This window comes from Brevibacterium mcbrellneri ATCC 49030 (assembly GCF_000178455.1).
Classification (GTDB): domain Bacteria; phylum Actinomycetota; class Actinomycetes; order Actinomycetales; family Brevibacteriaceae; genus Brevibacterium; species Brevibacterium mcbrellneri.
This window is the reverse complement of sequence record NZ_ADNU01000053.1, coordinates 22,708-29,711: the sequence shown is the minus strand read 5'-3', so window position 1 is coordinate 29,711 and position 7,004 is coordinate 22,708. Positions and strand designations below refer to the sequence as shown.

The window sequence follows — 7,004 nt, the reverse complement described above, 5'->3', positions numbered from 1 at the left end:
TAACAACAAACACTCGTTGATTAACACTGGTGATCACGAACGAACATTGATTGACTCGCGTCCACACGAACAACACAAAAAACACTGTGCACGCACTGTGTGTGCCCCCACTGTTTTTTGCGGTGGTTATAGCGTCAGGGAAACGCCCGGATCACCATTCCGAACCCGGAAGCTAAGCCTGACAGCGCTGATGGTACTGCACCCGAGAGAGTGTGGGAGAGTAAGACACCGCCGCAAAACCAACCTAAAAGAAAAGAGGAGACCACGAAACCGTGGCCTCCTCTTTTCACATTCACCCAAAATCAGTTCACTTTGACGTCATCGGGCAGGCTTGGGAATTTGATTTGGTACTGGATCATGCCTTTGTTGATGCCTTTTACAATCACAGTTCCAAAGTATGGGCGGTCTGGTGTTTTAAGCTCACAGCTCTGCGAACCACGACCCTGGTAAACCTTGACATCACCCAAACACTCAACTGCAGTTAGTTTCATGTTGTACTTGTTTTTCATGAGGTCATAAATGTCGTCTTCAATGGCGGCTTTAGGAATAACGCCGTTGCCTTTGCTGTCGATCTTCACCCGAGTGTCTGAAGCTTTATTTGAGGTGTCCTGGCTGTCGCCTGTTCCACCACCAGATGAGTTGCTACCCGATGAGCTTCCCCCAGAAGAGCTACTTCCCGAAGAACCGCTGCCCTGGTTACTCGTGCCACTGTTGCTCGAGCCCGTGCTGCCTTGGTCAGGTGCAGTGCCCTTGTCTGGTGCTGAACCTTGGTCAGGCGCGGCGCCTTGATCGGGCGCAGAGCCCTGGTCAGGTGCTGTACCTTCGCCCTGAGGTTGCTGTTCGGTGCCTTGTCCTTCTTGCGGCTGGGTCTGTTCACTCAATAGACCACAACCGGTGAGTGAAAGTGACGCTGCAACTGCAACTGCAACGGCAACAATGGTTGAACGAATGTGTAGCTTGTTCATCATGTCAGCGCTCCGTTTCGCTTGGCTTTTGATGTCTTACTTACGACGGTAGTAATAGACCAAACAGCCTTGAAGCGATTGGAGTGCTGGCCCAGACACCTCTGTTGCTGGTCAGTTACATAATGTGATCAGTCGAAACGTACTAAGCGAAACCCTCCGAGCGCAGCAGTGTCTTTCGAATTTTCCCAGTGGCGGTCTTTGGGAGTTCATCAACGAAACGGATCCGGCGCGGAATCTTGTAACTCGCAAGATGTTCGCGCGAAAACTCTTCAATGCGAGTTGCGAGTTCGTCTGACGGCGTGTGGCCTCCTGCCAGAACAATGTAAGCGGTGACGACTTCGCCCCACGTTTCGTCAGCGGTACCAACCACTGCCACCTCGGCGACTGCATCATGCCGGTACAGCATCTGTTCAACCTCGACCGGGTACACATTTTCGCCGCCAGTGATGAGCATATCCTTCTTCCGGTCGACGATGTACCAGTAGCCATCTTCATCCACCTTCGCCATATCGCCTGTGAAGAACCAGCCGTCCTCAAAGGACGTGGCGTTTGTATCTGGACGATTCCAATACGCGCTGATAATGGATGGGCCTGAGAGAGCAAGTTCGCCAACCTCGCCAACCGGAACGTCGTTTCGGGATGCATCAACAACGCGCATTTCGACGTGCATAACAGGTCGGCCGATTGTGCCAGCTTTTGTGACTGCAGTCTTCGCGTCGTTAAAAGAGACGACTGGCGAGGTTTCGGTCATACCGAACCCTTCGATGATCGGAATGTCATGCTCTATCAGCTTTTCAATCAGGGCGACTGGGCAAGGTGCCCCACCGGAAAACCCAATATTGAGACTCGACATGTCATGTCTGTCCAAGGCGCCTGATGCGACGACAGTGTGCCACATGGTTGGTACTAAGAACGTCTTAGTGGCCCTGTATTTCTCAACCTGAGCTGCCCACGTCTCAGGATCGAACGCTTCAGCAATAACGGTACAACCTGCCCAATACAACAGGGGGAGCGTGTGAATGCCTAGTGCTCCAATGTGGAACAAGGGTGCCACTGACAGGTTAATGTCGTCCATCCGTACGCCCAGGGTTCTCTCGGCAGACTGAATGGAGTTAGCGAACAGGTTGCCGTTTGTGAGCATTGCGCCCTTGGGATTGCCCGTTGTGCCCGAGGTGTACATGAGCATCGCGAGTTCGTTCCACTCGGCGGGAGGGCTCTGCACTCCGTCGCCTCCGCTTGCGAGGAACACGTCATAGGTCGAAGCGTCGCGTGGTTGCTGTGACATCTTCGAGGGCACGCTAACAACCTGTTTAATGTCGAGGCCCTCTGCTGCTGGGGTGACTGTCGGCATAAACACGTCGCTTGCAAAGCACAGAACCGCCCCGGAGTCTTCAAGAATAAAGCGAATCTCGCGTGAGGTGAGTCGGAAGTTGATGGGCACACTGACTGCTCCGAGCTTCGACACCGCAATGATGACCTCGAGCATGTCGGTGCTGTTGAGCGTCACCAGTGCCACTCTGTCACCTTGGCTCACACCCGCGTTGGACAGTGAACTCGCCAGCTGGTCGGTGCGCTCATTGAGGGCGCGATAGGTCAAAGACTGTCCAGTTTCTGCGTCGATGAGTGCAACGTTGTCGGGATGGCGAACTGCGTTTCCCGAAACCCATGACCCGATTGTGATTTTCATGGTTCTCCTTGGTTCTACTGATTTCAGAGTCTTCATTGACTCCGAACGATCAACCGACCATGCCCAATTTCTTGGCGGCCAGCGTCATGAGAATTTCTGTCGTGCCCCCGCCGATTGCGAGGATTCGAATGTCTCTATAGTGTTTTTCTACTTCGGCCTCGGTAATATAGCCCAGTCCGCCAAACAGTTGCTGTGCTTGATAGACAACCCATTCGGCACCCTCCACTGCTTGTCGTGTGATGAGTGGTTGGCCGAACGTTTCACGGTCGCGTGTCCACTGGATTGCCAGATCGAGGCAGCGCTGTGCTGTCGCATACGCTTGCGAAGCCAGCGTCAGCCGTTCGGTAACGAACGCCTGCGAGATCAACTGGAAACCTTTGTTCTCTTCGCCTACAAGGTTTTCGATAGGCACTCGCACATCCTGGTAGACGAGTTCGGCAGTGTCTGACGACCGCCAACCGAGCTTGTCCAGTGTTTTGGCAACAGTGAAACCAGGGGTGTCAGTTGGGACGACGATAAGTGAAATGCCCTGTGAACCAGCGGCCCCAGTGCGCACCGCCGTGACCACAAAATCAGCCCGGGCGCCGGAAGTGATAAACGTCTTTTCGCCGTTAATGACCCATTCGTCGCCATCACGAACAAGGCCGAGACCACACCGCCACCGACCCCTGCTTCGTGGAGAGCTTCTGAAACAGCGGTCGCGGCTCGTGCACCACCGCCACCACCACCAGCACTTTCTGCAAATCCTGCTCCCAACAGACCCAGCTTTCCTGCCTTGGCACTGAGCTCACGCGGAACCTGTCCACTGGACTCTCACTCATTCTGGTAGGGAAGTATGTGCTGCTGAGCAAAACGGCGGGTGGTTTCGCTCAGCGCATCGAGATCGGGGTCATTCCATGCTGTCACTGTGTCCTCCACATCATTGTGTCGTCGCTTAGGTGGCCGCACTGTTGAGCCGATTGGGTCTAAGCGAACTGCCCCGGTGCCCGCCCTGCGCCCGGCGTTCCAGCAAACGCCTGCGCAATGCGCATCCACTTTTCGGCTACAGGACCACGCGTGCTGATTCCGGTGTCAGCCACATGCCGTCGCTGAGTCACGACCAACGCAAAGTCTTCAACAGACCCACTCACAACGTCCTCGGCGTCCTCAGGGCCGAACTCCAGAGGCTTCCCATCAAAACCAACCAACTCCACCCGCACGGGCACAGTTGGCACTTCTTCTCCACGCGCGATAAACGAATTGGGAAGGGCCCGCACCCCTAAGTAGGCAATGTGGTCGAGTGCAACAGAAGACGCACGTTTGACCCCAGCGGTGTCGAGCACGTCTTGAGAGTGAGCCCACGTTTCCATGATCCGCGCCGTGATCATCGACGCTGGGCTCATGCTCACACCGAACCATGGGGCACGCGGTGAGTCCTCCACAGCACCCTCCACGCACGCCACCGCGGAGCGCGCCAGGAAATCAGCCTGGCGCTCCCACCACTGGAGGATGTTCTCATTGGACCGCGACGCATTTGCAGGCCCGATTAAATCGACATACGCGTCTAAATCCTTGATCTTCTTAACGGAAGCGATGAAGCTCTGCGGATCGCTCAGCGCCAATCCCGCCATGTAATCGAAGTGCGCCAAATGAATGATCTGATCGCGCACGTCCCACCCTTCAGCCGGGGTTTGTGCCGTCCAAAAGGCGCTGGGGGAGGCGGCTAACACGTCTAAAACAGTCTGCCGTTCGTCCTGCAGAACGCTGAGCAGTTCGCGGATGAGTGCACTGTTGTTTGTCATTGTGGCGCTCCTTTGTCAGCCCAGTCTGACGTCAGTCCAGGAAAAGGTCCGTCTCAAGTTGGTCATCGGGAGTTCCCGGAACTGCGGCATACTCGCTCAAGTCGGTGACCCCATCTTCACGGAGCACTTCTTCGTCAATAAAGGCCCGGCCCGAGGTGTCTGCAGCAGGGCGGGTCAAGAGGGAGTATGCGGCATCGGCCATGATTTGTGGAAGACGGGCTGCGCGCATTCCCTCTTCACCACCGACGATGTTCGCAACAGCCGCTGTCGCGATGAGCGTCCGCGGCCACAAGCAAAAGGATGAGAAGTCTGGGTTGGCGCGCTGCTCTTCCGCAAGTCCTAAGGCCAAAATGCTCATCCCGTACTTGCTCACGGTGTACGGTGCGTGGGCGCCTAGCCACGTGGGGTTTAAGTTGATGGGTGGTGACAGGGTCAGCACCCGCGGACTGGAGGACTCCAACAGGGTAGGTAGGGCTGAGGAGATCAGGTTGAGAGTTCCGCCGATGTTGATGTCTTTCATCAACGCCCAACGTTTATTGGGCACTTCGGAGAACCCCCGTAAGTCAATAGCTGAAGCGTTGTTGACGACGATGTCGATTCCATCCATTGCTTCTGCGCACTCTTTGACGACATCTTGCACCCGATCGATATCGCGCACATCTCCCACATAAGGATGCGCGGTGCCACCAGCTTCTTCGATTTCCTGGACGGCGGTGTGGATCGTGCCGGGAATTCTGGGGTCCGGGGTGTCTGTTTTGGCGAGAAGAGAAACCTGCGCGCCGTCTTGGGCGGCTCGTTTGGCGATTGCGAGGCCGATTCCTCGGCTACCGCCGGACATCAAGATCCGTTTTCCCGCTAGCGATTCGCGTCCGGATGGAACGTGTGGAGATTGCTTCACTGCATACCTCAGCTCACAGAGTCGTTACTGTGACGCTCACACTACCAACAAAACAATCAATTGTGAATGGTTTGTTCAGTCGCTGTCATGGGGCTGGTGCTCACTCCCGTGAGTGCCTTTCTAGGAACTCATACACCTCGGTGGAATCCACGCCGGGAAACACTCCAGGCGGCACGGCTGCGAGAAGTGACGAGTGTGTACGCGCTGACGGCCATGACGCATCTGCCCACTTTTCCTCTAACCACTCAGGTGGCTGGCGACAGCAACTGGGGTCGGGGCACCACGACTTTGAGCGAACCTCGGTGTCGCGACCTTCAAACCACTTGACGTGCGCAAACGGAACTCCCATGCTAATCGCAAAATCACCTGCGCCCGGCATGACACGTGCCGTGCACCAATAAGTGCCTTCCGGGGTGTCGGTGTACTGGAAGTAGGGGCTGAACCTGTCGGCGATCGTGAACACCGTGCGTGAACTGAACCGCTTGCACGCGTACTGCCCTTCAACCGCGCCAAGCGGGTCAGTGGGGAACGGCAGGCCGTCATTGGAATACGCTTTGTGTACCGTGCCGTCGATGTGCACTTTCATGAAGTGGACTGGTAAATCCAAGTGCTCCGTGGCCAGATTCGTGAACCGGTGGGCAGCTGTTTCGTAGCTCACCCCAAAGTAGTCGCGAAGCTCTTCAATAGAAATACGGCGACTTTTCTTCGCTGTTTGAAGGAACGGAACAGCGGCTTTTTCCGGAATCAGAAGGGCTGCGGCAACATAGTTGGCCTCCACGCGCTGGGTGAGGAAGTCTTGGTAGTTAGAAGGCGGTTTCTGCTCCAAGATTGCTGAGGCCAACGCAGTCAGCAAATTCGACCGGGGGTCTGTGCCCACCGCATCGTCGTTCGACAGATACAACCGCTTGTTGAGCGTGTCGGACAACGACCGCACTGACCTGGGCAAATCCGATACATAGTGCAAGTTAAAACCCAACCGTTCAGCAATGTGTGCCGCGTCCCGGCGGCTCAAAGGCCCGCCGTGATAGTCGATGTGCGCCAACACTTTCCGCGCCTGCTCTTCCAACTCCCCAAAGTAGTTCCCACGCGAGCGCATTTTTTCGCGCAATAACCGGTTGGTTCGCCGGGCTTCTTCCGGTGTGGCGGCCCGTTTCTTCGTCATGTCGTGCAGACTCCGTTGCAGCCCCACGATCGCCTCAAGTGCGTCGTTGGGAAGTGATTTCACGCGCACCGTGGGTAGGTTGAGTGAGGAGTACAGGGGTGAGCGTTGCGCACGTTCGGCTTCCAGTTCTAACGCTTGCCGTTGTGAGACGGGCGTGGGGTCAAGGAGTTCGGCCGCCGAGGTGTCAAGTGCCTTGGCAAGTGCCGTTAGGACTGCGATAGAGGGTTCTCGGTTGCCTGATTCAAACGCTGAGATTTGAGATGCGGCACGGCCCACGCGCTCGCCGAGTTGTTCCAGCGTTAGGCCTTGTTCTGTGCGAAAGTGGCGAATTTTCCGCCCAATACTGAGTGCGTCGGCGGTCCCTTGTGTTGCGGACTCGGCGCTCGCGGTTTCGGGGCCGGCTGCGTTGGTGCCAGGCCGGTGAGCGTGCGGCGTGTGTTCTCCCATGAACCCATCTTAGTGTGACTGGAGCCACAGAAGTGGCACATTCACGAAAAACAGAAAAATCGTG

At 56.1% G+C, this 7,004-nt stretch carries 6 protein-coding genes, 1 rRNA gene and 1 pseudogene; 1 reads left to right on the top strand and 7 read right to left on the bottom strand.

The genetic code is table 11. The annotated features are described in order from the left end of the window. Positions 1 to 118: 118 nt before the first annotated feature. Positions 119 to 237 (top strand): 5S ribosomal RNA (rrf, locus tag HMPREF0183_RS09465). A gap of 65 nt (positions 238 to 302) precedes the next feature. On the opposite strand, the gene HMPREF0183_RS09460 is transcribed toward rrf, so the two are convergent. The 7 genes and pseudogenes from HMPREF0183_RS09460 to HMPREF0183_RS09435 form a co-directional block, all read right to left on the bottom strand. Beyond that, positions 303 to 968, bottom strand: coding sequence for a hypothetical protein (locus HMPREF0183_RS09460; protein WP_040348827.1), 666 nt, complete (start codon positions 966 to 968; stop codon positions 303 to 305). Between the two features lie 139 nt (positions 969 to 1,107). Continuing rightward, entirely contained in the window at positions 1,108 to 2,652 is a 1,545-nt protein-coding gene (locus tag HMPREF0183_RS09455) for an acyl-CoA synthetase (protein WP_005885392.1), read from the bottom strand. Between the two features lie 49 nt (positions 2,653 to 2,701). Continuing rightward, positions 2,702 to 3,247 carry an acyl-CoA dehydrogenase family protein gene (locus HMPREF0183_RS13075; protein ID WP_245527151.1) on the bottom strand — a complete coding sequence of 182 codons (546 nt, stop codon included), beginning with the start codon at positions 3,245 to 3,247 and terminating at the stop codon, positions 2,702 to 2,704. A gap of 83 nt (positions 3,248 to 3,330) precedes the next feature. Continuing rightward, a pseudogene (locus HMPREF0183_RS13520) lies at positions 3,331 to 3,408 on the bottom strand (hypothetical protein); the annotation flags it as partial. Positions 3,409 to 3,617: 209 nt separating this feature from the next. Continuing rightward, positions 3,618 to 4,433, bottom strand: coding sequence for a TIGR03084 family metal-binding protein (locus HMPREF0183_RS09445; RefSeq protein WP_005885388.1), 816 nt, complete (start codon positions 4,431 to 4,433; stop codon positions 3,618 to 3,620). 31 nt (positions 4,434 to 4,464) lie between these two features. After that, positions 4,465 to 5,331 carry an SDR family oxidoreductase gene (locus HMPREF0183_RS09440; protein WP_280990790.1) on the bottom strand — a complete coding sequence of 289 codons (867 nt, stop codon included), beginning with the start codon at positions 5,329 to 5,331 and terminating at the stop codon, positions 4,465 to 4,467. Positions 5,332 to 5,431: 100 nt separating this feature from the next. Beyond that, positions 5,432 to 6,940 (bottom strand): helix-turn-helix transcriptional regulator, encoded by a 1,509-nt coding sequence (locus HMPREF0183_RS09435; protein WP_005885384.1) that lies wholly within the window; start codon positions 6,938 to 6,940, stop codon positions 5,432 to 5,434. Positions 6,941 to 7,004: the final 64 nt, after the last annotated feature.

Bases quoted from the DNA above. Each gene is read 5' to 3' on its own strand.
- HMPREF0183_RS09460 (WP_040348827.1), bottom strand. From the start codon at position 968: ATGATGAACAAGCTACACATTCGTTCAACCATTGTTGCCGTTGCAGTT.
- HMPREF0183_RS09455 (WP_005885392.1), bottom strand. From the start codon at position 2,652: ATGAAAATCACAATCGGGTCATGGGTTTCGGGAAACGCAGTTCGCCAT.
- HMPREF0183_RS09445 (WP_005885388.1), bottom strand. From the start codon at position 4,433: ATGACAAACAACAGTGCACTCATCCGCGAACTGCTCAGCGTTCTGCAG.
- HMPREF0183_RS09435 (WP_005885384.1), bottom strand. From the start codon at position 6,940: ATGGGAGAACACACGCCGCACGCTCACCGGCCTGGCACCAACGCAGCC.